25 protein-coding genes and 1 tRNA gene are annotated in these 25,740 nt (G+C 73.7%); 15 read left to right on the top strand and 11 right to left on the bottom strand.

Annotated features, from left to right (window positions below):
* Positions 1 to 5: 5 nt before the first annotated feature.
* Both OG982_RS29275 and OG982_RS29270 read left to right on the top strand, forming a co-directional pair.
* A complete protein-coding gene (locus OG982_RS29275; protein ID WP_266781660.1) occupies positions 6 to 1,487 on the top strand; it encodes an MFS transporter in 1,482 nt (493 codons plus the stop codon).
* The gene (locus tag OG982_RS29270; RefSeq protein WP_266949792.1) at positions 1,484 to 2,179 is read left to right on the top strand and encodes a DUF6629 family protein; all 696 of its coding nucleotides are present in this window, start codon (positions 1,484 to 1,486) and stop codon (positions 2,177 to 2,179) included. Before OG982_RS29275 ends, OG982_RS29270 begins: the two co-directional genes overlap by 4 nt.
* On the opposite strand, the gene OG982_RS31025 is transcribed toward OG982_RS29270, so the two are convergent.
* The gene (locus OG982_RS31025) at positions 2,143 to 2,382 is read right to left on the bottom strand and encodes a DUF6126 family protein (RefSeq protein WP_323139288.1); all 240 of its coding nucleotides are present in this window, start codon (positions 2,380 to 2,382) and stop codon (positions 2,143 to 2,145) included. The two genes, OG982_RS29270 and OG982_RS31025, sit on opposite strands and share 37 nt — an antisense overlap.
* Positions 2,383 to 2,390: 8 nt before the next feature.
* Entirely contained in the window at positions 2,391 to 3,044 is a 654-nt protein-coding gene (locus OG982_RS29260; protein ID WP_266949790.1) for a helix-turn-helix domain-containing protein, read from the bottom strand.
* Positions 3,045 to 3,233: 189 nt separating this feature from the next.
* Here OG982_RS29260 and OG982_RS29255 point away from each other — a divergent pair, with 189 nt between their 5' ends.
* On the top strand, positions 3,234 to 4,226 hold the full coding sequence (locus OG982_RS29255) for a CorA family divalent cation transporter (RefSeq protein ID WP_266949789.1): 993 nt from the start codon (positions 3,234 to 3,236) through the stop codon (positions 4,224 to 4,226).
* A 33-nt stretch (positions 4,227 to 4,259) separates the two neighbouring features.
* Here OG982_RS29255 and OG982_RS29250 read toward each other — a convergent pair whose 3' ends face one another.
* Positions 4,260 to 5,810 (bottom strand): ATP-dependent DNA ligase, encoded by a 1,551-nt coding sequence (locus tag OG982_RS29250; RefSeq protein WP_266949788.1) that lies wholly within the window; start codon positions 5,808 to 5,810, stop codon positions 4,260 to 4,262.
* Between the two features lie 238 nt (positions 5,811 to 6,048).
* On the opposite strand from OG982_RS29250, the gene OG982_RS29245 reads away from it, so the two are divergent.
* The 3 genes from OG982_RS29245 to OG982_RS29235 are packed head-to-tail and all read left to right on the top strand — an operon-like array spanning position 6,049 to position 10,054.
* Positions 6,049 to 8,871, top strand: a complete 2,823-nt coding sequence (locus OG982_RS29245; protein ID WP_266949786.1) for an alpha/beta fold hydrolase — start codon at positions 6,049 to 6,051, stop codon at positions 8,869 to 8,871.
* Positions 8,868 to 9,779 (top strand): ABC transporter permease, encoded by a 912-nt coding sequence (locus OG982_RS29240; RefSeq protein WP_266949784.1) that lies wholly within the window; start codon positions 8,868 to 8,870, stop codon positions 9,777 to 9,779. The genes OG982_RS29245 and OG982_RS29240 overlap by 4 nt, the downstream gene beginning before the upstream one ends.
* A gap of 56 nt (positions 9,780 to 9,835) precedes the next feature.
* A complete protein-coding gene (locus OG982_RS29235) occupies positions 9,836 to 10,054 on the top strand; it encodes a hypothetical protein (RefSeq protein WP_266781668.1) in 219 nt (72 codons plus the stop codon).
* A 10-nt stretch (positions 10,055 to 10,064) separates the two neighbouring features.
* On the opposite strand, the gene OG982_RS29230 is transcribed toward OG982_RS29235, so the two are convergent.
* Together OG982_RS29230 and OG982_RS29225 are read right to left on the bottom strand one after the other, a co-directional pair.
* Positions 10,065 to 11,030: a D-2-hydroxyacid dehydrogenase family protein gene (locus OG982_RS29230; protein WP_266949783.1), complete on the bottom strand. Its 966-nt coding sequence runs from the start codon at positions 11,028 to 11,030 to the stop codon at positions 10,065 to 10,067.
* Positions 11,027 to 11,980, bottom strand: a complete 954-nt coding sequence (locus OG982_RS29225; RefSeq protein ID WP_266781670.1) for an aldo/keto reductase — start codon at positions 11,978 to 11,980, stop codon at positions 11,027 to 11,029. The genes OG982_RS29230 and OG982_RS29225 overlap by 4 nt, the downstream gene beginning before the upstream one ends.
* 85 nt (positions 11,981 to 12,065) lie before the next feature.
* Between OG982_RS29225 and OG982_RS29220 the strand changes: the two genes are divergently transcribed.
* Positions 12,066 to 12,551 (top strand): hypothetical protein, encoded by a 486-nt coding sequence (locus OG982_RS29220; RefSeq protein WP_266781672.1) that lies wholly within the window; start codon positions 12,066 to 12,068, stop codon positions 12,549 to 12,551.
* 362 nt (positions 12,552 to 12,913) lie between these two features.
* Here OG982_RS29220 and OG982_RS29215 read toward each other — a convergent pair whose 3' ends face one another.
* The gene (locus OG982_RS29215; protein ID WP_266949782.1) at positions 12,914 to 13,822 is read right to left on the bottom strand and encodes a hypothetical protein; all 909 of its coding nucleotides are present in this window, start codon (positions 13,820 to 13,822) and stop codon (positions 12,914 to 12,916) included.
* 149 nt (positions 13,823 to 13,971) lie between these two features.
* Between OG982_RS29215 and OG982_RS29210 the strand changes: the two genes are divergently transcribed.
* Both OG982_RS29210 and OG982_RS29205 read left to right on the top strand, forming a co-directional pair.
* Positions 13,972 to 15,603 (top strand): N,N-dimethylformamidase beta subunit family domain-containing protein, encoded by a 1,632-nt coding sequence (locus OG982_RS29210; protein WP_266949781.1) that lies wholly within the window; start codon positions 13,972 to 13,974, stop codon positions 15,601 to 15,603.
* A 172-nt stretch (positions 15,604 to 15,775) separates the two neighbouring features.
* Positions 15,776 to 16,174, top strand: a complete 399-nt coding sequence (locus OG982_RS29205; protein ID WP_266781677.1) for a VOC family protein — start codon at positions 15,776 to 15,778, stop codon at positions 16,172 to 16,174.
* Positions 16,175 to 16,238: 64 nt separating this feature from the next.
* Here the strand turns inward: OG982_RS29205 and OG982_RS29200 are convergent, their stop codons facing one another.
* Both OG982_RS29200 and OG982_RS29195 read right to left on the bottom strand, forming a co-directional pair.
* Positions 16,239 to 16,457: a hypothetical protein gene (locus tag OG982_RS29200; RefSeq protein WP_266949779.1), complete on the bottom strand. Its 219-nt coding sequence runs from the start codon at positions 16,455 to 16,457 to the stop codon at positions 16,239 to 16,241.
* Between the two features lie 65 nt (positions 16,458 to 16,522).
* A tRNA-Trp gene (locus OG982_RS29195) sits at positions 16,523 to 16,596 on the bottom strand.
* Between the two features lie 174 nt (positions 16,597 to 16,770).
* Here OG982_RS29195 and OG982_RS29190 point away from each other — a divergent pair.
* Both OG982_RS29190 and OG982_RS29185 read left to right on the top strand, forming a co-directional pair.
* Complete coding sequence (locus tag OG982_RS29190) at positions 16,771 to 17,235, top strand: hypothetical protein (RefSeq protein ID WP_266949777.1); 465 nt, start codon at positions 16,771 to 16,773, stop codon at positions 17,233 to 17,235.
* 183 nt (positions 17,236 to 17,418) lie between these two features.
* Positions 17,419 to 19,062: a GMC oxidoreductase gene (locus OG982_RS29185; RefSeq protein WP_266949775.1), complete on the top strand. Its 1,644-nt coding sequence runs from the start codon at positions 17,419 to 17,421 to the stop codon at positions 19,060 to 19,062.
* A gap of 92 nt (positions 19,063 to 19,154) precedes the next feature.
* Here OG982_RS29185 and OG982_RS29180 read toward each other — a convergent pair whose 3' ends face one another.
* Positions 19,155 to 19,634 carry a carboxymuconolactone decarboxylase family protein gene (locus OG982_RS29180; RefSeq protein WP_266949774.1) on the bottom strand — a complete coding sequence of 160 codons (480 nt, stop codon included), beginning with the start codon at positions 19,632 to 19,634 and terminating at the stop codon, positions 19,155 to 19,157.
* Positions 19,631 to 20,710 carry a dihydrodipicolinate reductase gene (locus OG982_RS29175; protein ID WP_266781687.1) on the bottom strand — a complete coding sequence of 360 codons (1,080 nt, stop codon included), beginning with the start codon at positions 20,708 to 20,710 and terminating at the stop codon, positions 19,631 to 19,633. The genes OG982_RS29180 and OG982_RS29175 overlap by 4 nt, the downstream gene beginning before the upstream one ends.
* Positions 20,711 to 20,900: 190 nt before the next feature.
* Between OG982_RS29175 and OG982_RS29170 the strand changes: the two genes are divergently transcribed.
* The 4 genes from OG982_RS29170 to OG982_RS29160 all read left to right on the top strand — a co-directional run bounded on the left by OG982_RS29170 (position 20,901) and on the right by OG982_RS29160 (position 24,395).
* Entirely contained in the window at positions 20,901 to 22,229 is a 1,329-nt protein-coding gene (locus OG982_RS29170) for a glycoside hydrolase family 18 protein (protein ID WP_266781689.1), read from the top strand.
* Positions 22,230 to 22,317: 88 nt separating this feature from the next.
* Complete coding sequence (locus OG982_RS31020; protein ID WP_323139287.1) at positions 22,318 to 22,815, top strand: serpin family protein; 498 nt, start codon at positions 22,318 to 22,320, stop codon at positions 22,813 to 22,815.
* An 84-nt stretch (positions 22,816 to 22,899) separates the two neighbouring features.
* The gene (locus tag OG982_RS31015; RefSeq protein ID WP_323139286.1) at positions 22,900 to 23,514 is read left to right on the top strand and encodes a hypothetical protein; all 615 of its coding nucleotides are present in this window, start codon (positions 22,900 to 22,902) and stop codon (positions 23,512 to 23,514) included.
* Entirely contained in the window at positions 23,511 to 24,395 is an 885-nt protein-coding gene (locus OG982_RS29160; RefSeq protein ID WP_266949772.1) for an aldo/keto reductase, read from the top strand. The genes OG982_RS31015 and OG982_RS29160 overlap by 4 nt, the downstream gene beginning before the upstream one ends.
* A gap of 37 nt (positions 24,396 to 24,432) precedes the next feature.
* Here the strand turns inward: OG982_RS29160 and OG982_RS29155 are convergent, their stop codons facing one another.
* Positions 24,433 to 25,635, bottom strand: a complete 1,203-nt coding sequence (locus tag OG982_RS29155; protein WP_266949770.1) for a PfkB family carbohydrate kinase — start codon at positions 25,633 to 25,635, stop codon at positions 24,433 to 24,435.
* Between the last annotated feature and the right edge of the window lie 105 nt (positions 25,636 to 25,740).

Below are 25,740 nucleotides of genomic sequence, written 5' to 3'. Positions count from 1 at the left end.
AAGGCATGACCACGCCGGCGCCCGACGTCCGGCCCGCCGTGCGGATCACGTCCGCCCGGGGCCGTTGGATCCTGTTCACCACGGTGCTCGGGTCGAGCATGGCGATGCTCGACTCCACCGTCGTCAACGTCGCGCTCCCCCGCATCGGCGAGGACCTCGACGCGGATCTCGCGGTGCTCCAGTGGACGGCCAACGCCTACCTGTTGACCCTCGCCGGGCTGATCCTGGTCGGCGGGGCGCTCGGCGACCGGTTCGGGCGGCGGCGGGTCTTCGTCATCGGCGTCGTGTGGTTCGCCCTGGGCTCGCTGCTGTGCGGCATCGCCCCGAACGCCGGGGTGCTGGTGGCCTCCCGCGCCCTCCAGGGCGTCGGCGGGGCGCTGCTCACGCCCGGTTCGCTGGCGCTGATCCAGGGCTCGATCCACCCCGACGACCGGGGCCGGGCGATCGGGCTGTGGTCGGGGCTCGGAGGTGTGGGCGCGGCCGTCGGGCCGTTCCTCGGCGGCTGGCTGGTGGACGGGCCCGGCTGGCGCTGGGTGTTCCTGCTGAACGTGCCCCTGGCCGCGGTGTGCGTACCGGTGGCGCTGCGGCACGTACCGGAATCGCGGGACCCGAATGCACACGGGCGCTTCGACGTGGCAGGGGCACTGCTGGGGGCGACGTCCCTCGCGCTGGTCACCTACGCGCTGATCGAGGCCCGCTCCGGATCCCCGCTGATCATCGCCTCGGCCGTCGTCGGCGTCCTGCTGGCCGGCGTGTTCGTGTACGTGGAGCACAGGCGGGCCGATCCGATGGTGCCGCCGGACATCTTCTCGTCCCGGCAGTTCACCGCCGTCAACCTGGTCACCCTGTGCGTGTACGCGGCCTTCGGCGGGTTCTTCTTCCTGAGCGTGCTCCAGCTCCAGGTGGTCGCCGGGTACTCGGCGCTGGCCGCCGGCGCCGCCCTGCTGCCGACGACCGCTCTGATGCTGCTGCTGTCCGCCCGGTCCGGCGACATCGGGGAGCGCATCGGACCGCGCATCCCCCTCACCGTGGGGCCGCTGCTGTGCGCGGCCGGAATGCTGCTGATGTTGCGCGTGGGGCCCGACGCCTCGTACGTCCGGGACGTGCTGCCGGCCCTGCTGGTGATGGGCATGGGCATGGTGACCCTGGTGGCGCCGCTGACGGCCGCCGTACTGGCCTCGGTGGACCCCGGCCGGGCGGGGCTGGCCAGCGGGATCAACAACGCCGCCGCGCGCGCCGCCGGGCTGCTCGCGGTCGCGGCGCTGCCGCTGCTGTCCGGGATGGGGCCGGAGTCGTACCGCATGCCGGCGGAGTTCGACGCGGCCTTCGGGCGGGCCATGCTGTGGTGCGCGGGCGTGCTGGTGCTCGGCTCCGTCGTGGCGTGGGCGACCGTACGCAAACCCGTGGTCGCGGGCTGCCACCCGCTGTGCCACACCCACTGCGGCGTGACCGCCCCGCCGCTCGAACCCCCCGCCGCCCGGGCGTGACGGCCGGGACGGCGCGGAAGGGTCCGGGCGCATGTGCTGGAGCGACGGCCGATCTGGCGGCGGGCACGGTCGTCACCGCCGTCGGGATCGGGTGCGTTCTGCGGGTCCGGCGGATCCGGGACCTGCCCGTCGCGGCGCTGCCGGTGCTGCTGGGCGCGCACCAGCTGCTGGAGGCCGCCGTCTGGGACACGGGCGGCGGCTGCGGCCCGGCCACCACGGCCTGGGCGGTGATCGCGCTCCCGGTGCTGCCGGTGTGGGTGCCGCTCGGGGTGCTGCTCGCGGCCGCGCCGGAGGCCCGCCGCGTGCTGTGGGGGCCGGCGGCCGCGGGTCTCGCGGCCGCCGCCGGTCTCGCGTACTGCCTGGCCACCCGTCCGGTGACGGCCGGGATCCGGGGCCACACGCTCGGGTACGGCGTGAGCGTGCCGTACGTTCCGCTGGTGCTGGCGGGCTACCTGTTCGCCACCCTGGGCGCGCTGCTGCTCGCCGGGGACCGGCGCCTGCGGCTGCTGGGGGCGGTGCTGGCCGCCGGGGCGCTGGTCTGCGCGGCGCTGTGGCGGCTGGAGTTCGCCTCCACCTGGTGCGCGTTCGCGGCGGTGGCGTCGGTGCTGGTGCTGGGCTGGGTCCGGCGCGGTCCGCAGCGCCCTGGGCTCCGGGGCTACTGGTTCTCGGCGCCCAGGACGAACAGCAGGTAGACGAAGAAGGCGAAGAGATGGCCGACGAACAGGTACGCGATCAGCCGGATGACCAGCCCGCGAGGGAACTTGGACTCGATGCGCTTGCGCACGCTGGGCGCCTGCGCCTGCGCCTGCGCGGGCGCGGTCTCGGCGGATTCGACGGTCTCGACGGCCTCGACGGTCTCGGCGGTCTCGGCGGTCTCGGCGGACTCCACGGGCATGTTCTCTCCTAGAGGTGGTGGTGCTGTGAAGTGGTCGCGCCGCCGAGGCACAGCCCGGCGAGGCTGCTCTGCAGCAGAGTGTGGACGAACAGCAGGTCGGCTCCCCCGGCAGTGGCCGCGCCGATCCGGTGCGGGGTGAGCGAGTCGAAGTGCGCGCTGTCCCCGGGCTCCAGCAGGTGCTCGGCATCCCCCAGGTGCAGCCGCAGCCGCCCCTTGAGGACGTACAGCCACTCCTCGCCGGGATGGACCCGCACCAGCTCGCCCTGGCTGCGCCCGTGCGGAACGTGCACGCGCAGCGCTTGCATCCCGCGCCCGGACCCGCCCGCCTGCCAGTACGTCCAGCCGTCGGCCTCGCGGGCCCCCGGCCCCCCGGCGCGTACGATGGGATCGGCCACGGCCGGGGTCTCGCCGAGCAGTTCCGAGACCGTCGTGCCGTAGGTGCGGGCGAGTCCGAGCAGCAGCGGCAGCGAGGGCTGGCGCCGGCCGGTCTCCAGCCGGGACAGGTGGGCGGGCGAGAGCCTGGCCCGCGCGGCGGCGGCCTCCAGCGTGAGACCGGCCCGGCGCCGCAGGTCCCGCAACCGCGGGGCCACGGTGGGCAGCTCCCCCACCGGTTCGTCGGTACCGGCCGCGCCTTCGGGGCCGGTGTCAGATCCGGGTGTCATACCCCGATTGAGCCAGAATCTTGCCTGTCTGGCAATCTCCCTTGCCTCTGAGGCAAAACCGGTCGGTGGACGCTCCGCCCTCACCTGTTCGAGGGCGGGTCGCCGGGCGAATGCGTCACCGCGGTTGCACGGGGTCCGCCCCGGTAGAGGCTGGGAGGCACCGCACCGGCTGACCCACGGCGAGGGACGATGATCGTGTCGATGATGTCCATGCCGGAGGGCACCATCACGCGTGTCGACGTGTCGGAGGCACGTCAGCGGCTGGCCGTGTCCCGCTTCCTGCTCGTGAACGTGGAGCTGCCCGAGCAGACCGCACCCGGCGAACCGCCGCTCGCCCACCTGCTCGGCCTGGAGGCCGAGGACCTGGCCTGGCTCGGCCGGGAGGGGGAGGACACCCGGGCCGAGATCCTCGGGGACTGCGCCGCGTTCGTCGTGCCCGCGGTCGAGGCGGGCCGGGTCGTCCACGTCCACGCCCTGGTGACCGAGCGGTACCTCGTCACGGTGCACCGGGGACCGGCCTCGCTGATCGGGGACGTCACCACCCGGTTCTCGCACGAGAGCCCTTCGGACTCCGTGGCCATGCTGTTCCTGCTGCTGGACGAGGCCCTGGAGACCTATCGCCGGGCCGCCGTCCGGGCGCTCCTGGAAGTGGAGGACCTGGAGGACGCCATGTTCCGCCGACGGCAACCCGAGCAGCTCTACCGCCTGGCGCGGCTGCGACGGACCGCGGCCCTCCTGCACCACACCCTCCTCCCCTACCACCGGGTCGCGGAGGAGACCGTCACGCGCCGGGTGATGAACCGCGGCTTCCAGGAGGCGCGCCGGCGGCGCGTGCGCGAGTACCAGCGCACCGCGGGCCTGGTGCTCGCGGACATCGAGTCCCTCCAGGAGGCCGCCCGGCGGGCCTTCGCCAGCTACTCCTCCCTGGTCTCCGGCGACCAGAACGGCGTGATCAACCGCCTGGTGGTCGTGTCGACGATCTTTCTGCCGCTGACCTTCCTGACGGGGTTCTTCGGGATGAACTTCGCCTACCTGACGGACGAGCTGGAGAGCGGGGTCGTCTTCTGGCTGCTCGCCGTGGGTCTGCAGGTGGTCTTCGTGGTCATCGCGCTCTACGTGCTGCACCGCACCCGCCTCTGGCGCAGGCTGCGCGAGGACGAGGGCGATCCCGACGACCAGTAGGGCGGGATCGAGCCACAGCGCCAGGTCCTGTCGTCAAGGTGGCGCCTGGCCCCGGCCGGTCCCGCCCGCCAGGACGGTGTCCACCGTGTCGGCCTCGGCCGCCGACTTGTCCGGGCGGTGGCGCAGGACGCGGGCGAAGCGGAGGGCGACCCCGGCCGGGTAGCGCGGGGAGCGCTGGAGGCCGTCGTAGGCGATCTCCACGACCAGTTCGGGGCGGACCCGGACCGTGAAGCCGTCGTCCTCGACGGCCAGCTCGCGCAGGCGCTCCGTCTGCCAGCGCAGCATCTCGTCGGTGAGCCCCTTGAAGGTCTTGCCCAGCATCGCGAAGGTGCCGTCGGCGGCCCGGGCGCCCAGGTGCAGGTTCGACAGGAGGCCGGTGCGGCGGCCGTGGCCCCATTCGACGGCCAGCACCACCAGGTCCAGCGTGTGCACCGGTTTCACCTTCAGCCAGTGTTTGCCGCGCCTCCCGGCCGCGTAGGCGGAGTCGAGGCCCTTGGCCATCACGCCCTCGTGGCCCCGGCCCAGGGCGTCGGCCCAGAACCGCTCGGCCTCGGCCGTCTGCGCGGGCGGGTCCTCCACCACCAGCCGGCGGACCCGGGACCCCTCGGGGACGAGGGCGGCGAGGACCGCGTACCGCTCGCGGACCGGGAGGTCGAGCAGGACCCGGCCGTCGGAGGCGAGCACGTCGAAGAAGTACGGGGCGACCGGGAGCGTCCGCCGGGCGGCCGCCACGTCCACCCGGGAGCCGACCCGGCTCGCGATCTCCTGGAAGGGCACCGGCCGGCCGTCCGCACCCTGGCCGATCACCTCGCCGTCGAGGATGAACCGGTCGCCGGGCAGCGTCCGCGCCAGGTCGGCCACCTCCGGCAGCCGGTCGGTGATCTCGTCCAGGGAGCGCGTGTACACCCGTACGTCCTCGCCCTCGCGGTGCACCTGCACCCGGATGCCGTCCAGCTTCTCCTCCAGCGCACACGGCCCGAGCGCGGCCAGCGCCTCGGCGACCGACTTGGCCGTCCCCGCCAGCATCGGCTGTACGGGCCGCCCCACCCGCAGCGTGACCTCCCGCAGCGCCGCCGCCCCCTCGGCGAGCACGGCCGCCGCCACCCGGGGCAACGAGCCGTCCAGCATCACGGCCCGCCGCAGCTCCGCGGCCGGCACCCCGGCGGCGGCCGCCACGCCCTCCAGCGCCACCGCGTCCAGCGCGCCCTGGCGCACCTCGCCGGAGAGCAGGCTGCGCAGGAACCGCTGCTCGGGTGCGGTGGCCGCGCCCAGCAGGGCGTCCAGGATCCGGCGCCGCTCGGCCTGCGCGCCCGGGCCGGCGACGGTGGCCAGCTCGGTGACGGCCGCGTCGACGGCGCCGACGCCCAGCGTCGGTTCGGCGGCGGGTTCGACCTCCCGGGCGAGGGCGCGCCAGCCGATGCCCGGTCGGCCCTGCGGGAGCCGCCCGGCAAGGTATGCGATCACCAGCCCGGCCTCGTCGGCGGGCGCGGCCGCGAACAGCTGCGCGAGCAGCGCGGTCTTGCGGGACCGGGCGGAGGTCCCGGCGACCTCCGCCGACACGCGCGCGACCTCGGCGAGCAGCATGCGGCCATCCTCCCGCCAGGCGGCGGCCCCCGCAGGTCGGCGGCCCCCGCAGGTCGGCGGCCCCCGCAGGTCGGCGGCCCCCGCAGGTCGGCGGCCTCCGCACGTCGGCGACCCGGACAGCCGTACGCCGTATACCGCGGGCGCAGTACGCGGCGCGGGCGGTGTACTCCCTGAGAAGGTCGCGGACTTCCGCCTGCGGAGGCTCGGGCGGCGCGGGCCCGGCGATTAGGGTTCCCGTATGAAGCTCCGACTGCCCCGGCGCCGCCGCGGCCGCCTGCTCGCCGGTGCGGCCGCCCTCGCCGTCGTCGCGGGGGCCGGCACGCTGACGGCCACCGCCGCGGCCGACGACGCGCCGGCCGTGCACCGCCAGGACCGTGTGCTCGACATGCCCGGCGCCGCGATCGACACCTCGTACTTCACCGCCGCCGGCGCGGACGGCAAGGACGGGGCGAAACGTCCCGCCGTCCTCCTCGGACACGGTTTCGGCGGGAGCAAGGAGGACGTCCGCCCGCAGGCCGAGCAGCTGGCCCGCGACGGGTACGCCGTCCTGACCTGGTCCGCCCGCGGCTTCGGCCGCTCCGGCGGCCGGATCGGGCTGAACGATCCGGAGCGGGAGGTCAAGGACGTCTCCCGGCTCATCGACTGGCTCGCCCGGCAGCCCGGGATCCGGCTCGACGCGGACGGCGATCCGCTCGTCGGCGTGTCCGGCGCGTCGTACGGCGGCGCGGTGTCGCTGCTCGCCGCCGGGTACGACCGGCGGGTGGACGCGATCGCCCCCCAGATCACGTACTGGAACCTCGCCGACTCGCTCTTCCCGGACGGCGTCTTCAAGAAGCTCTGGACCGGCATCTTCTTCACGACCGGCGCGGCGGGCGGCCTCCAGCAGTCCGCCGCCGCCCCGGACACGAGCGCCCCGGACACGAGCCCTCCGGACGCGACAGCTCCGGACAGGGCCGCCCCGGACTCCGCCGTTCCGGACGGCCCGGCCGGTACCGGCGCCCCCCGGCGCTCCGACGGCCCCGCGGCCACCGGCTGCGGGCGCTTCGAGCCCGACCTGTGCGCCATGTACGAGCGGGTCGCGGTGGCCGGCAAGCCCGACGCCGAGGCCCGGCAGCTGCTGGAGAAGCGCAGCCCGTCGGCGGTCGGCGACCGGATCAAGGTGCCCACCCTGATCGTGCAGGGCCAGGACGACTCCCTCTTCCCGCTCGGCCAGGCCGATGCCATGGCCCGCGCGATCGCGGCGAACGGCGCGCCCGTCGCCGTGGACTGGGCGGCCGGCGGACACGACGGCGGCATGCGCGAGGCCGGCCGGACCGAGGCCCGCGTGACGGCCTGGTTCGACCGCTACCTCAAGGGGGACGAGAGCGCCGACACCGGCCCGGCGTTCCGGGTCTCCCGCTCCGGAGGCATCGACTCCACCGACGGCGAGGTGCGGCTGCGCGGCGCGACGGGCGACCGGTACCCGGGGCTCGCCTCCGGCCCGCACCCGATCGCGCTGACCGGCCGGGAACAGACCTTCGCCAATCCGGCCGGCGGCACCCCGCCCTCGCTGTCCGCGCTCCCCGGCATCGGCGGGCAGCTCGCCGCCTTCGGCGCCGGGCTCTCGCTGGACTTCCCGGGGCAGAACGCCCGGTTCGAGTCGGAGCCGCTCCCCGCGGACCTGCGGATCACCGGGACGCCGACCGTCACCCTCAAGGTGAGGTCGACGGCCGAGGACGGTTCGGCCGTCCTCTTCGGCAAGGTGTACGACGTCGGCCCCGACGGACGCCGGCAGGTGCTGCCGAGTCAGCTGGTCGCCCCGGTCCGGGTGGACAACGCCCGCGACGGCGCGCGCGTCGAACTGCGGCTCCCGGCCGTCGACCACGCCGTCGAGGCCGGGCACCGGCTGCGCCTCGTCGTCGCCGCCACGGACCTCGGCTACGCCTCCCCGGCCGCGCCCGCCGCGTACACCGTCTCGGTGGAGGGCCCCCTCGCGGTGCCCGTCGCCGACGGGGTACGGACGGCCGCCGCCGCACTGCCCGCCTGGACCTGGGGGCTGCCGCTGGGCGCGGCGGCGCTCGCCGCGGCGCTGCTGGGGATCCGGCGGCCCGGGCGGGGCCGCGCGGGAGCGCGCAGCGGCGTACCCGCGCCGGACCCGGCGCTGGCCGACGTACCGCTGGAGATCACCGGGCTGACGAAGAAGTACGCGAAGGCCCAGGACCGGTACGCGGTACGGGACCTGTCGTTCCGGGTGGAGAAGGGGCAGGTGCTGGGCCTGCTCGGGCCGAACGGCGCGGGCAAGACCACCACGCTGCGGATGCTGATGGGGCTCATCTCCCCGGACGCCGGCGAGATCCGGGTGTTCGGGCACGCGGTGCGGGCCGGCGCGCCGGTGCTGTCGCGGGTCGGGGCGTTCGTCGAGGGCGCCGGGTTCCTGCCGCACCTGACGGGCCGCGCCAACCTGGAGCTGTACTGGCAGGCCACCGGGCGCCCGGCCGAGGACGCCCACATGGCGGAGGCCCTGGAGATCGCCGGACTCGGCGACGCGCTGGAGCGCGCGGTGCGCACGTACTCGCAGGGCATGCGGCAGCGGCTCGCGATCGCGCAGGCCATGCTCGGGATGCCGGACCTGCTGATCCTCGACGAGCCGACCAACGGGCTGGACCCGCCGCAGATCCGGGAGATGCGGGACGTGATGATCCGGTACGCGGCGGGCGGGCGGACGGTCATCGTCTCCAGCCACCTGCTGTCGGAGGTCGAGCAGTCCTGCACCCACCTGGTCGTCATGGACCGGGGGCGGCTGGTGCAGGCGGGCGAGGTCGCGGAGATCACGGGCGGCGGGGACACCCTGCTGGTGGCGCTGGCCCGGCCGGTGGACGCAACGACGATGGAGAAGGTGGCGGCGCTGGAGGGCGTGGGCTCCGTGGCGGCGGCCGATGACGGGCTGCTGGTACGGCTGGAGGGCGCGACGGCCGACGGCCTGATCGCCGAACTCGTACGGCTGGAGGTGCCGGTGTCCGCGGTGGGGCCGCACCGCCGGCTGGAGGACGCGTTCCTCACCCTGATCGGAGGTTCGGCATGAGCGCCGGGACAGATGTGAGCGACGTCAACGACGTGACGGACGTGAATGCCGTGACGGAGGTCGCCGCCGGCTACCGGGCGAGCCGGACGTTGCCGCTGCGCGTGGAGGCCCTGCGGCAATGGCGTCGGCGGCGGACGCTGGTGATGGGCGGGGTGCTGGCCGCCCTGCCGTTCATCCTGATGATCGCGTTCGCGGTGGGCGGCGGACCCGGCGGCGGTCCGAACGGCTCGGACGGCCGGATCACCCTCATCGACACGGCGACGGCCTCGGGCGCGAACTTCGCGGCGACGTGCCTGTTCGTGTCGGCCGGGTTCCTGCTGGTGGTGCCGGTGGCGCTGTTCTGCGGGGACACGGTGGCGTCGGAGGCGAGCTGGTCCTCGCTGCGCTACCTGCTGGCCTCGCCGGTGCCGAGGGCGCGGCTGCTGTGGAGCAAGCTGGTGGTGGCGCTGGGCTTCAGCCTGGCGGCGATGGTGCTGCTGCCGGTGGTGGCGCTGGCGGCGGGTACGGCCGCCTACGGGTGGGGACCGCTGAAGCTGCCGGCCGGGGGTTCGCTCGCGGCCTCGGACACCGTGCCGCGCCTCGCCCTGGTCGTCGCGTTCATCTTCGTGTCGCAGCTGGTCACGGCCGGGCTGGCGTTCTGGCTGTCGACCCGCACGGACGCGCCGCTCGGCGCGGTGGGCGGGGCGGTCGGGCTGACGATCGTCGGGAACGTGCTGGACGCGGTGACCGCGCTGGGCTCGTGGCGGGAGTTCCTGCCCGCGCACTGGCAGTTCGCCTGGGCGGACGCGCTCCAGCCGCAGCTGGAGTGGGGCGGGATGGTCAAGGGCGCGGCGGTGTCCGTGTCGTACGCGCTGGTGCTGTTCGCCCTGGCGTTCCGGGGGTTCGCCCGCAAGGACATCGTGTCCTGAGCCGGGCGCGCCGCCCGCGGCGCGGGGGTGCGGGTCGTGGGCAGGCGATCGGGCCGGTGGTCACCGGTTCCGTCGAGTACGGGCTGACGGTGAAGAACCCCGGGCCCGATCCGGTCGACACCATGCTCCGCCGGCAGAGCAAGGTGACGGCGGACGACCTGCGGGCCAACGCCGACCTGGGGCCCCTCGTGAAGAAGGGCGCCCTGGCCGTCGTCGGCGCGTACTACTCGCTGGACACGGGCGAGGTGACGGTCCTGACCGGCGCGCCCGCGTGAGCCGGAGCCCTCACGGCAGGACGCGGACCGGTTCGCCGTCGAGGAACGCCTTGATGTCCTCGACGGCCTCGCCGTAGTACGTCGCGTAGTTGTCCCGTGTCACATATCCGAGGTGGGGTGTGGCGAGCAGCCTCGGGGCGGTGCGCATCGGGTGATCGGCGGGCAGCGGCTCGATGTCGAAGACGTCGACGCCGGCCCCCGCGATGCGCCCCGCGCGCAGGGCGTCGAGCAGGGCCTCCTGGTCGACGATGGCCGCGCGCGAGGTGTTGACCAGGTACGCGCCGGGGCGCATCAGCTCCAGTTCCGCGGCCCCGACCAGGCCCCGGGTGCGCTCGCCGAGGGCGAGGTGCACGGAGACGAAGTCGCTGCCGGCGAGGAGTTCCTCCTTGGACGCGGCGCGGGTCACGCCCACCTCGGCGCACCGTTCGTCCGTCAGGTTCCGGCTCCAGGCGACCACGTCCATGCCGAAGGCGAGGCCGATGCGGGCGACCCGGCCGCCGATCTTGCCGAGACCCAGGAGGCCGAGCCGGCTGCCGTGCAGGTCGGCGCCGACGGTGCTCTGCCAGGGGCCTCGGGCGCGCAGGGCGGTGCTCTCGGGGACGATGCCCCGGGCGAGGCCCAGCAGCAGCGCCCAGGTGAGCTCGACGGGCGGGGTGGCGGAGCTGCCGGTGCCGCACACGGTCACGCCGTTGCGCCGGGCGGCGGCGTAGTCGATGACCGAGTTGCGCATGCCGCTGGCGACGAGCAGCCGGAGCCGGGGCAGCCGGTCGAGCAGGCCGGCCGGGAACGGCACGCGCTCGCGCAGGGTGACGACGATGTCGAAGCCGGCGAGCCGGGCGGCGAGTTCGTCCTCCCCGGTGAGGTGGTCGGAGAAGCTCACCACCTCCACCCGGTCCGCGACCGGCGACCAGTCCGCCAGGGTGGTGGCCGCCTGCTGGAAGTCGTCCAGGACGGCGCAGCGCGGTGGCCGCGTCACGCGGGCCTCGCGATCGCCTCGATGCCCTCGATCTCGGCCAGCAGTTCGGGCTCCAGCGGGCGGTCGGCGACGGCCGCATTGGCGCGCACCTGCTCGGCGGACGTGGCGCCCGCGATGACGGAGGCGCAGCCGGGCTGGGCGCGGAGCCAGCCGATGGCCAGCTCCAGCACGCTGCGGTCGTACTTGTCGGCGAGCGCGGCCAGCGCCTCGACGCCGTCGAGGCGCCGCTCGGTGAGGTACGCGTCGCGCCCTTCGAGCCGGGACCCGGCGGGTACGGGCGTACCGCGGCGGATCTTGCCGGTGAGCAGGCCGTTGGCCAGCGGGAAGTACGGGAGCACGCCGACGCCGTAGTGCTCGGCGGCCGGGACCAGGTCGCGCTCGGCGGAGCGCTGGAGCAGCGACCACTCGTTCTGCGCCGAGACGAAGGGGGTTGCGCCGATCTCACGGGCGACGTGCGCGGCCTCGGCGAGCTGCCAGCCGCTGAGGTTGGAGTGGCCGATGTAGCGGACCTTGCCCTCGGCGACGAGCTCGGTGAGCGCGGCCAGGGTCTCGGCGATGGGGACGGTGGGGTCGGGGCTGTGCAGCTGGTAGAGGTCGATGTGGTCGGTCACCAGGCGGCGCAGCGACTCCTCGACGGCGCGGCGGATGTACGCGCGGCCGCCGCGTGCTCCGGCGGCGGGTCCGTAGCCCATGTCGACGCCGTCGTAGCCGAACTTGGTGGCCAGCACGACCTGGTCACGGCGGCCCTTGAGGGCCTGCCCGAGGTGGCTCTCGGAACCGCCGCGGTCGCCGTAGATGTCGGCGGTGTCGAGGAGCGTGATCCCGGCGTCGAGCGCGGCGTCCACGACGGAGCGGGTGGCCTGGGCGTCGAGGCGGCCGCCGAAGTTGTTGCAGCCGAGGCCGACGGCGGAGACCTGGAGGCCCGAACTGCCCAGGGGGAGATAGCGCATGTGTTTCGTCCTCCGCTTTCATCGGTGTCGACCGGCGGACGGCCGGCCAAGTGATCAGCAGCTCCTGCCTGCTTACCCTACGTCCATGAACATCTTTGGCGGCAGCGGCGGCCGTTGCCTGGAGATGACCAACGGCGGCACGGCGGTCTTCGTCGACGTGCTGACGCTCGCCGTCGCCACCCTGGCCGAGGAGCCCTGGCACTACCGCTTCGCCGCGCTGCTCACGCTCCAGGACCAGAGCGTGATGGGCCGCGGCGTGGTCGGCTTCGCCCTCGCGGACCTCGACTGGGGCGACACCCCCGCCGCCCGTGCCGCGTCGAAGACGTTCCTCCTCCGCGTCGTGGACCTGGCCCTCACCCGCCACCGCTGGAACGAGCTCACCTACGACCCGCCGCGCGCCGAGGGCTACCTGCGCACGTACCGGGCCATGGTCGAACTCTTCGACCCGCCGCCCGCCGCCGGCACTCCGGGCACCCTGCCCGAACCCGCCACGGCCTCCTGCGTACGCCACCGCGTGCTGGACGCCCTGCCGCTCTGGGAGGGGTGCGTCTTCTGCACGGCCGGGGTGTAGCCGAACGGCGTCCGCAGCGGCCGGAGTCACGGCACCCAGCAGTGCGAGTCACCCGTGACGGATCACCACGGCCCGCGAAATCCGGAGGCCGGCCTGGCGCTTGCCATGGGCGGGCTGATCGCGGGTGCGGGCCCGGCGTCTGCGGGCAACAATGGCCAGCAGGTCGCCATATCCAGCCACTTCTCAGACGAGGATTGGACCTGGTGTGACCTCTACAACGAGCTCTGACACTTCCTGAACCGATGGCCTGCCACGTGAACCCGCGGCAGGCCATCGGCTTGTTCCTGGGTGGCGGCTCATGGGCCGGCAGTACCCACACGACCAGGCCGCCGGCCGCGCGCAGTGCCCCGGTCGCGCGGCGGTCAGCTCTGGTAGTCGTACTTCATGCCGATGCCCAGGGTGCTCTGGCCCGGGAGGAGGCCGGCGGCGACGATGTCGAGCACCGGCGGGAGGAGCAGTTCGGCGAGCCGGGCGAGCTCCTGCGGGGTCAGGGCGGACCACGGGGCGGCGGCCAGTTCGTCGGTGAGCTTCTCGGCGGAGGTGCGCAGGGCGAGGCCCGCCTCGGTGGCGATGCCGTCCTCGGCCAGCAGGCCGCGGGAGGCCAGGCGGATGCGGGCGGCGCTCCAGTCCGCCGGGGCCCACTGGCGGCTCTCGAAGACCTCCGCCGGGGCGGCTCCGACGGCGCAGTGCAGGACGAGGGACTCGACCGGGTCGAGGTGGTGGGCCTGGAGGGCGGCGAGGTGGCCGTCGCCCCGGTGCTCGCGCAAGGTCGTGGCCGCCTGCCACAGCACGGCGTGCGGGGTCTCGGGCCACGGCTGGGCCGAGTTGGCGGCGGCCAGCGGACGCCCGGCGGTGACCGCGGCCTCGGCGGCGCGGCGGGCCAGGCCCGCGGCCTCGGCGAGGTCCGGCGAGGCGACGCGCTCGCCGAGCAGGACGCGCAGGGCCCGGTCGGTGGCGGCCGCCCGGGCCGCGAGTACACGGGCCGGCGGGGCCGTGTCCCAGGCATCGGCGACATACCGCTCCACCATGAGCGGGTTGAAGCTGTAGAACAGGGCGGTGACCAGCTCCGGTCCGGCCGCGCCGAGCGGGGCGGCACGGAAGGCGAAGTACAGCGGCCAGCGCTCGTCCGTGGCGTATCCGAGGGAGCCGGCCTCCTCGTACGACTCGGGGGCGTAGTAGACGATGGCGTGGACGGGTTCGAGCAGCTGCCACAGCTGCCGGACGGTGCCCGGCGCGGGGGTGTCGCCGCCGTGCGCGGTGTTCAATGTCATCTCGCGGGCCCCCAGGGGAAGTTGACGGTGTGCCGGACGGGGCCAGCGTAGGTCACGGGTCGCCGCCGCGTCCGGTGCGGCGCCCGTCGCGCGGGCCTGCGGCGGAACCCGGTCCAAGAGGGGCGCGAAGGGTCACATAACGTGCCCCCATGGATCAAGAGCACATACCCGGGGACGCCGACGGCGCGGGCAGGCGGCGGTTTCTCGCGATCGCGACGGGCGCGGCCACGGCAGCTGGGCTCGGGGCGGTCGGCGGATGCGCGGACGGGGACGCAGAGGGGCCGCTCAAGGGGCCCGGCAAGGGGCCGGCGCCGAGCGGCTCGGCGCCCGGGGCGGCCGCCGGCAAGGCGGGACCCCGGGGGCTCGACGTCAAGGCCGAGAACGCCCGGCCGGGGAAAGCCGACTGGACCGTGACCAAGGCGGGCCCGGCCCGCGCCATCGAGGGCTTCGCGGACAAGGTCAGCGTCCTGCCCGGAGAGTCGTTCGGCCTGCACGTGTCCACCACCGCGCCCCGGTTCACCGTCTCCGCCTACCGGATGGGCTGGTACGGCGGCGCCCGCGCCCGGCTGGTGTGGCGTTCCGAGGCACTGCCCGGGGTCCGGCAGCCGGAGCCCACGGTGGACCCGGGGACGCGTACGGTCCGCACCCGCTGGGCCCGTACCGCCACGGTCGAGACCAAGGACTGGCCGGAGGGCAGCTACCTGCTGCGGCTCGACGCGCAGGGCGGCGAGGGCCAACGGTTCGTGCCGCTCACCGTGCGCTCGGCGTCGACGTCCGGCCGCACCGTCGTGGTGAACGCGGTGGCCACCTGGCAGGCGTACAACCGGTGGGGCGGCTACGGCAGTTACGACGGCCCCAGCGGCGGGTACGCCTCGCGCTCGCTGGCGGTGACGTTCGACCGGCCCTACGAGTACGACGACGGCGCGGGCCTCTTCCTCACCTACGAGGCCCCGCTGATCGCGCTCGCCGAACGGCTCGGCATACCCCTCGCGTACGCGACGACCACCGACGTGGCCCGGGAGAAGCGGCTGCTGGAGGGCGCGGCGGCGGTCCTCTCGCTCGGCCACGACGAGTACTGGTCCCCGGAGCAGCGGGCGCACTTCACGGCCGCCCGGGACGCCGGCACCAACATCGCGATCCTGGGCGCGAACTGCTGCTTCCGCCGGATCCGGCTGGAGCCCTCCGACCTCGGCCCGGACCGGACGCTGGTCTGCTACAAGTCCTCCTACGAGCAGGACCCGGGGTTCAAACGGGGCCATCCGGCCACGGTCGACTTCCGCTCCGCGCCCGGGGCCGACCCGGAGAGCTCGCTGCTCGGCGTGATCTACGACGGGTACCCGGTCGACGCCCCGTACGTGGTGACCAACCCGGGGCACTGGCTGTTCGAGGGCACCGGCGTGCAGGCGGGCGACCGCTTCGCGCATCTGGTGGGTGTGGAGTACGACAAGGTCAACACCGGTTTCCCGACGCCCCGGCCGATCGAGATCCTGGCGCACTCCCCGGTGGTGTGCGAAGGCCGCCCGAGCCATCAGGACACGGCCTACTATTCGGCGCCGAGCGGGGCGGGCGTCTTCGCGACGGGGACGATGCGGTGGGTGGAGGCGCTGGACGCCACGGGCGACGGCTCCGGCGGGCGCAACCACGGCCTGGACGCGCGGTCGGGGGCGCTGACCACCCGCGTGACGGAGAACCTGCTGCGCGTCTTCGCGGCGGGTCCGGCCGGGCGCACGCATCCGGCGCGGGACAACGTCAAGACGGTGTACGCGGGCTCGGGCTCGTAGACAGCACCCGCGGCGCGCGTCCAGGCCGTGGTTGCGCCCGTGACCGGAACCCGCTTTCGATGGACTCGCCCCGGGCGGTCTGCATAGGATCACGGGTACGGCATCGCGTGTCGGTCACCGTCCGGGTGAGGCATGGAGGCGCCCGTGATGTGCCTTGCGGAGGCATTCACTCATGTCAGTACAGCTGAACCACACGATCATCCACTCCCGTGACAACCGGGAGTCCGCCGAATTCCTGGCGCGCGTCCTCGGCCTCGAACTCGGGGCGGAATGGGGCCCCTTCATCCCGGTCGAGACGGCCAACGGCGTCACCCTGGACTTCGCCACCATCCCGGCCGAGTCCATCACGCCCCAGCACTACGCGTTCCTGATCTCCGAGGCGGAGTTCGACGCGGCGTTCGAGCAGATCCGGTCGGCGGGGGTGGCGTACTTCGCCGACCCGCAGCAGAAGCGGCCGAACGAGATCAACCACAACGACGGCGGCCGGGGCGTCTACTTCTTGGACCCGGCGGGCCACGCGATGGAGATCATCACCCGCCCGTACGGATACCAGGAGAGCCCGGCCGGATAGCCCGCCGGAACCAACGCACGACGCCCGCCCTCGATACCGCCCGGGGCGGGCGTCGTTCCGTTTCCTACGACACGTCCGTGCGGACGCCCTTCCCGATCAGGCCGTCCGTGTACGTCACCCTCTTCGGCGTGAAGGTTCCCTTGCCGGTGACGTTCTCGCCGGGCGCGAGTTCGACCGTGTCGATCTGGTCTTCGGCGGCCCCGAGTTCGGCGCCGACGACGCCGATGAGCACGACGACCCCGACGACGCCGAGGCACGAGAGGCCGACGGCGCGCGCGGACATGCGAACGCCCAGGCGAGCACTGGCTCCACCTGGGCGTTCTCCGCATGCGTACGGCAGCGGTTTTGCAGGGGCGGCAGGAGTCGAACCTGCGACCTACGGTTTTGGAGACCGTTGCTCTGGCCAGCTGAGCTACACCCCTTCGGCGAGACCAACCATGACACGGCTCGGCCGGAAGATCCAACGGATTGTGGTTCAACCGGGTGGAAGTTCCCCGGCGGCGGTGCTCCGCGGGGCCGGAGCCGGGCTTCGGTGGCGGGAGCGCGGTGCGCGGAGGATCGTGGACAAGGGGGCCTGGGAGGCAGGAGGTTCCGCCATGCGCGCCGCACGTTCCCTCGCCGCCCTCGCGCTCCTCGGTCCCCTGCTGCTCGGCGCGATCCGCGGCGACGCCGGCGAGACCGTCCCGCTCTCGGGCAACCGGCCGGGTGAGCGCCTCGACGTGACCCTGGTGCAGGTGGTCGACCCCGCGAGCCCCGCGCCTGACGACTCCGGCCGGCTGGTCGGCGTACAACTGCGGCTGGAGAACACCGGGTCCGCCGTGTACAAGGACTCCCCCGCGTCCTGCGCGCACCTGCTGGACGTCGCGGGGCAGCGGTTCGACGGCCTGAACGCCACGATTCCCGCCGGGCTGGGCTTTCCCGAGACCGTGACCCTCGCACCCGGCGGCACGGCGACCGGCTTCGTCACCTTCCGGCTCCCGAAGGACGCCGGACTCGCCGCGGTGCAGTTCGCACTGAACGGCGGCCTCGCCGACGACGTCGGCCAGTGGAGCCTCTCGTAGGCACAGCCGCGACAGCCGAGAACGCGCGGCGTGTGTATATGCCAACGACACGCCGACGACACGTCCCGTGATCTGGTGCATCTGTTGCGTAACCTGCCGAAAGTTACCTAGTCGTATGTAGTGACTTCGCATGCCCGCAGCAGTAGAACTCGTTCTCATTCCGCCACGAGTGAGGGACGTCACATGAGTGATCCTTCCATACCCCCCAACGACTCCAAAGGCTTCTCCCGACGAGGATTCATCGCTAGAACAAGTTCCATTCTCGGAGCGGTGGCCCTCGCCGGGCACACCACCGCCGCCACCGCCCGCGCGGCCACCGCCGCCGCCCCGATCGAGACCGGGGCGCAGGTACCGGCGCTGATCATCGGCACCGGCTACGGCGGCTCCGTCGCCGCCCTCCGCCTCGCCCAGGCCGGCGTCGACGTACACATGATCGAGATGGGCATGGCCTGGGACACCCCGGGTTCGGACGGCAAGATCTTCGCCAACACCACCAAGCCGGACTACCGCTCCTTCTGGCTCCGCACCAGGACCAAGGCCCCCATCAGCAACTTCCTGGGCTTCCCGATCGACAAGGACGTCCCGCGCTACACCGGGATCCTGGACGCCGAGGACTTCAACGGCATCACGGTCTACCAGGGCCGCGGCGTCGGCGGCGGTTCGCTGGTCAACGGCGGTATGGCGGTCACCCCGCAGCGCGAGCGGTTCGGCGCCGTCCTGCCCTCCGTCGACCCCACCGAGATGTACGACGTCTACTACCCGCGCGCCAACGCCGGGCTCGGGGTCAGCAACGTCGACCAGGCCTGGTGGGAGACGGCGCCCTGCTACCAGTACGCCCGGGTCGGCCGCAAGCACGCCCAGCGCTCCGGCTTCCCCTTCGTCTTCGTGCCCAACGTGTACGACTGGGACTACATGAAGAAGGAGGCGGCCGGCACCGTCCCCAAGTCCTCGCTGGACGGCGAGGTCCTGTACGGCAACAACTACGGCAAGAAGTCCGTCCAGAAGACCTACCTCGCCCAGGCCAAGGCCACCGGCAGGGTCACCATCTCCCCACTGCACAAGGTCACTTCGGTCGCTCCGGCGGCCGGCGGCGGCTACACGGTCGTCATCGACCAGATCAACACCACCGGTGACACGACGGCCACCAAGACCGTCACCGCCGACCGGGTGTTCTTCGCCGCCGGCAGCGTCGGCACCAGCAAGCTGCTGGTCAGGCTGAAGGCGACCGGTCTGCTGCCCAACCTCAACGGCGAGGTCGGCAAGGGCTGGGGCGACAACGGCAACGTCATGTGCGGCCGCGCCAACCACATGTGGGACGCGACCGGGAAGCTCCAGGCGTCCATGCCCACGGCCGGCATCGACAACTGGGACGCGGGCGGCGCCTTCGCCGAGGTGGCCCCACTGCCCACCGGCATCGAGACGTACGCCTCGCTGTACCTGTCGATCACCAAGAACCCGAACCGCGCCGAGTTCTCCTGGAACGCGGCGACGGGGACCGTGGACCTGAGCTGGCAGAGGGCGTGGAAGCAGCCCGCCATCGACATGGCCAAGTCCATCTTCGACAAGATCAACTCGAAGGAGGGGACGATCTACCGCAGCGACCTCTTCGGCGGCGGCAGGGTCTGGGGCGACCACCTCACCTACCACCCGCTCGGCGGCGCGGTGCTGAACAAGGCCACCGACAACTACGGGCGCCTGCACGGCTACAGCGGTCTGTACGTGATCGACGGCGCGCTGGTCCCCGGAAACACCAGCGTGAACCCGTTCGTCACCATCACCGCGCTCGCGGAACGCAACATCGAGAAGATCATCGCCACCGACCTGTAGCAACCCGGACCGAGCCGCACCGGGACCCGACACCGGGACCGACCGACACCGGGGCCGACCGCGCTCATCGAGCCGAGCGGCCCCGGACCACGTCAGTGCCCGGGCAGGACGCACACGCTGTCGAGGCCGAGCACGTGGTTGAGCCGGCCGAAGGCCAGCCAGGAACCGATGCTCATCGTCAGCTCCACGATCTCCAGCTGGTTGTAGCGGGCGGTCATCCGGCCCCAGAACTCGTCGTCGAGCCCGTGGTGATCGAGGGTGTAGCGCTCGGCGTACTCGGCGGCGAGCCGCGTGCGGTCGTCGAAGGCGTCGGTGGTGCGCCACTCGGTCACGGCGTCGGCGAACTCCTCCTCGACCTTCTCCCCGTCGCGCTCGGTGCGCCAGTCCAGGCAGAAGACGCACCCGTTGATCTGGGCGACCCGCAGCCGCGCGGCCTCGAACTCGCGCAGCCCCAGGGTGGTGTGGGCGTAGACGGACAGCGAGAAGTTGGCGGCGGCCATCCCGATGCCGGGGACCATGTCGCCCCAGACGTATTCGATCGGGTGCTGGCCCTCGGGAATGTCGATCTTCATGGCTGCTTCCTTCCGAGTTTGCCGACCGCGGGACGCAGCGGGACGTCCAGCGCGTCGTAGATTCCGGGTTCCGCTTCCATCAGCCAGTCGATGGCGCCCACCAGGCGGCCGACCGCGGTGGCGTTCCCGCCCGCGGAGCGGTTCTCGCCCTCGTCGGTGGCCTCGACCGTGACCTCGATACGGGGGCGGCCCTCGATGATCACTCGGTGCGCCCCGGCCCCGTCGGGCGGTGTGGGCCAGTCCGGCGCGCAGGACGGGTGGATGCGGGTGACGTGCTCGATGACGATGCGTGGTTCGCCCTCGACGATGCCCCGCACCTCGAAGCGGATGGCGCCCTGGGTGCCGGCCTCGAACTCACCCATCGTCCGCGTGGTCACGGTCGCGTCGAGCGCGCGCCGCTCGGACGTCTCGCGGATCTCGTCGAGTTCGACGCCGAGGGCCCGGGCCATCAGCCGTATCTGCCCGCCCCACACCATGGTCGGGATCGAGGGCATCAGCATCATCGGCTCGAAGTCCATGGGCTGGCCCATGCCGACGAGGTAGCGGACCGAGTCGGGTTGGTCGTAGGTGGAGTAGTCGAAGATCTCCTGGCAGCGGATCACGTCGACGGTCGTGGCCAGTCCGCTGATCAGCAGCGGCAGTACGTCGTTGCCCCAGCCCGGGTCGACACCGGAGGCGAACAGCGAGCCGCCGCCCTCCGCGATGGCGGCGATCACCGGATCCCGGAACTCCGGCGGGGCGTTGCGCTGGTCGTAGAGCGGGTACAGGGCGGGGCTGACGACGACCGCGCCGGCCCGGATCGCCCGGGCGATGTCGGCGAGGGCGTCGTCTGGGCGGGTGTCGCCGGAGGCCGCGTAGACGACGGCGTCGGGGCGGGCCGCGAGCACGGCGTCGACGGCGTCGGTCGCCGCGACGCCCAGGGGGTAGTCGAGCCCGGCGAGTTCGCCGGCGTCGCGGCCGGTCTTGTCGGGGTTGTGGACGAGTACTGCCGTGAGTTTGAGTGCCGGGTGGGCCTCGACGGCACGGATCGCCGCACGGCCGACATTCCCGGTACCCCAGACCACCGTGGAAATCATGCGCGGAGGGTAGCTACCGGGCCCCGAGGAGCCCAGTGCCGTGACCGATGATTTTCGGACGGACGGGCTCCGGCCCGGAACCCGGGGCGAACGCCCTCTTGACCGAGATGGTCCAGACCAATAGTTTCCGGGATGCACCCGCACCAGCACGGCTCAGGAGCACCACTCCCCGCATCCGCAAAGGAAGCCCATGCGCCGCAGCATGCTCGGCAGGATGGCCGTCGCCGCCTGTTCCCTCTCCCTGCTGACCGCCTTCGCGCCCGCCGCCGGCGCGCACGGCGACGCGGGCCACGACCGCGCGTACAAGAAGGTCGGGTACTTCACCCAATGGGGCGTCTACGGACGGGACTTCCAGGTCCAGGACCTAGACGCGAACGGCTCCGCCGCGAAGCTCACCCACATCAACTACGCCTTCGGCAACGTCAGCGCGGACGGCAAGTGCTTCACGGGCAACGTCCCGGGCGAGGCCGACGCGTGGGCCGACTACGTGCGCCCGCTGGACGCCGCGAACTCCGTCGACGGGGTCGCCGACGACGCGGCGCAGCCCCTCGCCGGCAACTTCAACCAGCTGCGCGAGCTCAAGGCCAAGCACCCGAAGCTCAAGGTGCTGATCTCGCTCGGCGGCTGGAGCTGGTCCACGCACTTCTCGGACGCGGCGCTCACCCCGGCCTCCCGCAAGGCCTTCGTGGCGTCCTGCATCGACCTCTACATCAAGGGGAACCTGCCGCAGGACGGCGCCCGGGGCGGCGCGGGCGCGGCGGCGGGCGTCTTCGACGGCATCGACCTCGACTGGGAGTGGCCCGGCTCGGCCGGTGACACCGACACGAAGTTCCGGCCGGAGGACAAGCGCAACTTCGCGGAGCTGGTCAAGGAGTTCCGTACGCAGCTCGACGCGTACGGGCGCGGCCAGAAGCGGAAGACGACGTACGAGCTGACGGCCTTCGTCCCCACCGCCCCCGCGAAGATCGACGCGGGCTTCGACGTCCGCCGGATCATGCGCGACCTCGACTTCGTGACCCTCCAGGGCTACGACTTCCACGTCTCCGGCGAGAGGACGACGGCCCAGCAGTCGGCGCTGTACGCCCGGGGCGACTTCAGCGTCGACGGCACGGTCGAGGCCTGGCGGGAGCGCGGGGCGCCCGCGCACAAGCTGGTGATGGGCATGCCGTTCTACGGTCAGGGCTGGACCGGGGTCAGCGGGGGCGGCGACGGCATGGGGCAGCCGGCCGCGGGCCCGGCGCCGGCCACCTGGGCGGCGGGGTACGAGGACTACAAGGCGCTGAAGGCCCTGGCCGGTTCGGGCGCGTACGAGGTCTACCGCGACCGGCGCGGCGGCCACGCCTGGCTGTTCGACGGCAGCACCCTGTGGACGTACGACGACCCGCAGGTGCTCCGCACCAAGAGCCGGTACGTACGGGAGAACGGCCTCGGCGGCGCCATGTTCTGGTCGCTGGACGCCGACACGGCGGACGGCGAGCTGATGACGGCCGTGGACCAGGGCCTGCGGGGCGGCCGCTGACCCCTCGTGCCGCTGACCCCTCTGACCGGCGCCGCCGGGCCGCGAAGACCGCTCCGGCCCGGCGGCGCCCACCACGTACGCTCCGGCCATGGACAACACGACGGTACGGGCGGTCAACCGGCTCACCGCCCGCTGGGCCGGCCGGACGGTGACGGGCGAGCGGGACTCGGTGCTCACGGCGGCCGGTGTCTGGCCCCTGCTGGCCCTCCTCGCGGACGGCGCGGGCGGCCCGGCGCGCGAGGAACTGGCCGGAGCCCTGGGCATACCCGCGGGCTCGGCGGCGAAGGCCGCGCGGGAGCTGCTGGGCGCGCTGGCCGGCGTACGGGGCCTCCAGGCCGCGACGGGGCTCTGGGCCAAGGCCGGGCTCGCGCTGGAGGAGCGCTGGCTGGCGGAACTCCCGCAGGGCGCGCGGGGCGAGCTGTCGGGCGACACCGAGGCGGACACCAAGTCCCTTGACGCGTGGGCGTCGGAGCGGACGGGCGGACTGATCGAGAAGATGCCGGTCGAGCTCGGCGAGGAGACGCTGCTGGTGCTGGCGTCGGCGCTCGCGCTGCGGCTGACGTGGGCGGACACCTTCACCGAGTGAGCCGGGCCCGCGTACGACGGCCCGTGGGCCGGGAAGCCCCTGCGATGGCTGCACCGCACCACCGCGGCGCTGGAGGACGTCCGGGTGACGGACGGCGCGTCGGGGCCGGTCACGCTGCTGAGGGTGGCCGGTGCGGACGAGGTGGACGTGCACCTGGTGCTCGGCCCGGCCGCCTCCCCGCCGGGCGAGGTGCTGGCGACCGGCATCGCGGCCGTCGAGGGAGCCGTGCCCGCCGCGGACGGAACCACCCTGCCCGAGGGAACTCCGGGGCCGGGTCTGACGATCCGCACGGTGGACTCGTACAGCCCGCGACCCGTGTTGAGGGTGCGGACGCCCGCCTTCTCGCTGCTCGTGGAGCACGATCTGCTGGAACACGCCGGCCTGTTCGGGCTGGAGAGCGCGAGCGGGGCCGAGGGGGACCACTTCCCCGGCGTGAGCCGGCTGCCGCTGGTGATCGGCTCGGCACGTCAGGCCGCCATGGCCCGGTTCCACGCGACGGGGTTCGAGGCCGCCGCCGTGACCGCCATCGCCGCGCAGCCCCGTGGCGGTATGCCCCGCGCCGGCCATCGCGCCCGTCACGCCGAGGCCGCGTTCACCAGCCCGTTCGGTTTCCTGGCCGTGCACCGGACGTCCCGCCTGGTCCTGGCCGCAGGCTGGGTCGCCGACCCTGATGCCGACCCGGATAGGGTCTCCGGATGACCTTGAACCCCCTCACCGCGAGCGCCGCGGGCACCTGGCGACTCGGCGACCTCACCGTCAACCGCATGGGCTTCGGCGCGATGCGCCTCACGCACCTCGCCGACGGCTCCCCCAGCGACCGCGACCGCGTCACCGGCGTGCTGCGCAAGGCCGTCGAGCTCGGGGTCAACCACATCGACACCGCCGCCTTCTACTTCTCCCCGCTGCGCTCCGCCAACGAGCTGATCAACAGCGCCCTCGCCCCGTACGGCGACGAGCTCGTCATCACCACCAAGGTAGGGCCGGGCCGCGGCCCGGGCGGCGACTGGTGGTGGGCCACGCCCGGGCAGCTGCGCGGGCAGGTCGAGGAGAACCTGCGCCAGCTGGGCCGCGACCACCTGGACGTGGTCAACCTGCGCATCCCGCCCAGCCAGGCGGACGGTTCGCTCGCCGAGCACTTCGGGGCGCTCGCCGAGCTGCGCGCCGCCGGGCTGATCCGGCACCTGGGCATCTCCAACGTCAGCCCCGCCCAGTTCGCGGAGGCGCTGGCCATCGCGCCCGTGGTGTGCGTGCAGAACGCGTACGGGATCGGGTCCCCGGCCGAGGACCACGCGTTCCTGGACGCGTGCGGGGAACAGGGCGTGGCCTTCGTGCCGTTCTTCGCGATCGCGGGCTCCGGCAAGGAGGCGGGGGTGGTCTCGGAGGAAGCCGAGCGGGTGCGGTCCCTCGCCAAGGAGCGCGGGGTGTCGGCCGCGCAGCTGCGGCTGGCCTGGACGCTGAACCGGGGGACTCACGTCCTGGCCATCCCGGGCACCGGGAACCCGGACCACCTGGCCGAGAACATCGCCGCGGGCGCGCTGCGGCTCTCCGCCGAGGAGATCGCGCTGCTCGAAGCAGCGTAGTCGGCGGGCCGGTCAGCGGGCCGGTCAGCGGGCTCGGTCAGCGGGCTCCCCGGTGGGCCGCCGCCAGGGCCGCCGTCTCGTGGAAGGCGGGAATCCGGCCGGTGCCGCCGCGCCCGGACACGGAGAGGGAGGCGGCGGCCGTCCCGTAGGCCACGGCGTCCGCGAGGGTGTCCCCCAGGGCGATCCGGGCGGTGGCGGTGCCGGTGAAGCAGTCCCCGGCGCCGGTCGCGTCGACCGGGTGGGGGTTCGGCGGTACGGGGTGGTACGCCGGCTCCCCCGCGCCCTCGTCCAGCAACAGCCGGTCGGCGCCGGCGGTGACGGCGACCGCGCGGGCGCCGAGTGCGCGGTAGCGGGCGGCGGCGGTGCGGGGGTCGCCGGTGTCGACCAGGGCCCGCGCGTCGGCCGGGCAGGAGCTCTTGAGCAGCCCGGTCAGCGGGGCGATGCGGGCCAGCAGCTCCCGGGCCTCGGCCCGGCCGGCGAGCCGGGGGCGGAAGTTGGGGTCGTACGAGAGGTGCCCGCCGGCCGCGTGCACGGCCCGGGCGGCGGCCAGCACGGCGTCACGGCTGGTCGGGGACAGGGCGCCGGTGATCCCGCTGGTGATCAGGGCGGTGGAGCCGGTCAGCAGCTCGCGCCAGGAGGCGATGTGCCGGGTCGAGAGGGTGGATCCGGCGCTGTGGGTGCGCCAGTAGACGAACGCGCGGTCGCCTTCGGGGTCGGAGGCGAGCAGGTAGGCGCCGTTGGGGCGCGGGGCGTGGCGCACGTGGGAGACGTCGATGCCGAGGTCGGCGGCCCGGCGCAGCAGCGGCACGCTCAGCTCGTCGTCTCCGACGACGGCGAGGAGCGCGGTCCGCGCCCCGGCGGCAGCCGCGGCGGCCGCCGCGTTGAGCGCGTCCCCGGAGTAGGAGACCCGCGCGGCGGTCCCGTCGACGGCGCCCCTCAACGGAGCCTCGGCATGGACCTCGACGAGCACCTCCCCGAGCACGAGCACGTCGTACCGAACCGGGGCCGCGGAGACGGCTACCGCGAACGGGCCCACGGAGGCGGCGGGGGCGGCTGAGGCCCCGGCCGCCGACTCGCGGGATGCGCACGGCGCGGGCGGCGCGTTGAGCGTGTCCCCGGAGCAGGCGCCGTGCGCGACGGTCCCTTCGGCGGCGCCCCGCAGCGGGGGCTCTGCGGGGATGGCGAACGCGGCCGAGGCCGCCGCCGCAGACGGGGCGGAGGTAGCCGACGCCGACGACACGGCAGAGCCGGCCGACGTGAACGAGGTCGCGGAGGCGCCGGAAACGGGCGAGGTGGCGGAAGCCGCTGCCGCGGCGGAATCAGACAGCCCTGGCGGCGCGGGTGG

Source organism: Streptomyces sp. NBC_01551 (assembly GCF_026339935.1).
Lineage (GTDB): Bacteria > Actinomycetota > Actinomycetes > Streptomycetales > Streptomycetaceae > Streptomyces.
This window is presented reverse-complemented; position numbering and strand designations above follow the sequence as displayed.